The sequence below is a fragment of the Vibrio sp. 10N.261.46.E11 genome (assembly GCF_041472735.1).
Lineage (GTDB): Bacteria > Pseudomonadota > Gammaproteobacteria > Enterobacterales > Vibrionaceae > Vibrio.
Map to the genome: position 1 here is coordinate 1 of NZ_JBFRQW010000080.1, position 1,372 is coordinate 1,372.

The 1,372-nt window shown below is 42.7% G+C and carries 1 protein-coding gene; it reads right to left on the bottom strand.

Features of this window, described 5'->3' with window-relative positions:
* Positions 1–9: 9 nt before the first annotated feature.
* Entirely contained in the window at positions 10–1,347 is a 1,338-nt protein-coding gene (locus AB4407_RS20210) for an IS4 family transposase (RefSeq protein WP_372121771.1), read from the bottom strand.
* Between the last annotated feature and the right edge of the window lie 25 nt (positions 1,348–1,372).

The window sequence follows — 1,372 nt, forward strand, 5'->3', positions numbered from 1 at the left end:
CAACACCTATCATTTAAGGTGTTTAGATCGCACAGTGTAGCGAGTCTTACTAAAACGAACGGTCCTATCTTTGGGCCGTTTTTGTTTTTCGGGCAAAATATAACGTTTCACTCGCTCTCTCATAGCTCGCAGCTTTTTGGGAACCGAACCTGGGGAGGCGATAGCACACCACATTAACTCATCTTGAATATCTCGAAGTGCCATCGTAAAGCTTATCCTAAGTGGCGAGACTTCAGCCTCTTTTGCTATTCGGCTAATCTCCAGACGGATTAAGTTATACGCGATAAGGATACCCCATATCTCTTGCTCTACACCCTCTACAGATTGACTGCGGAGCAGGATTTCATCTTCAAGCATGTCATGCTTAATCTCGCCATAGCTATTCTCGATTTCCCACCTTTCGAAGTACACCTCTAATAATGATTTTAAACTGTATTTTCTATCTGTTAGAGAAGTCAGCAGCCCTTGTATATGATTGGGTTGTTGTTCAACGTCATCGGGATATAGAACTAGCCTAGCTTTCCACGTTTCTGGGAGACTCGGGTCTTGTTTTCTAGCCTGAGGAGAGACTTTCATCTCCACAATCAGATCTCGCCCATCATCATCGAGCTGCTCGATGATTTCATATTTCACATTCGACTTTATTGGCGTCATCCAGTAGCTGGTTCCATGCTCTTGTTGCCAGTTAAGCATAAGTTCTGCGCTCAAGTAACAACGGTCAAAAATGGTCAATGAATTCGGAACTGCTGATGAAATTAAATCTTTTGCATAGCTGATTTCACCTTTAGAACTTTCCCCAAAAGCCACATCATGAATAAGGCGACTCCGTAGTGATGTGAGTGCGCACATTCGAACGATTGGGTACTCAGTGTGCCTGTCTTTTCGGTAGTAAACATATTGATAATGCTCAGCTAAGCTTGGGTTATCGTGAGTTCTAAACTGTGTGCCATCGATTGAAAATAGGCTCAAACCATTCCATTTATCACCCGCATCTTCCGACTGTGTCCAATGCTTTGCTGTGATTGAGAATAATGACTTTAAAGGCTTAGCGGTGAGGCGTTTTCTTGCCTGAGGAATTGCACTAGGTGCAATCGTTTCACCCAATGAATTAGACAATTTGAGGTCGAGCTTATCGAGTACATCGGTAATCGGTCTATCTCGATATAGACCGATACCAACGACTAACCATACAACGAGTTCTGCGGGTAGCTTTCTACGGCGCATACTCGCTTTATTCGTTTCAGATAAAGCTTGGTTTATCCAATCTAGCGGAAGGTCTTTTTGGAACAAAGAAAGAGATTCTGGATTAGCAAAATCATCAACATCGATTAACCAGTGTGACAGCATAAAAAATACCCTTAAACAAAAGTGC

What these genes read in the sequence shown, in the direction of transcription:
- AB4407_RS20210 (WP_372121771.1), bottom strand. Translation starts at nt 1,347, where the DNA reads ATGCTGTCACACTGGTTAATCGATGTTGATGATTTTGCTAATCCAGAA.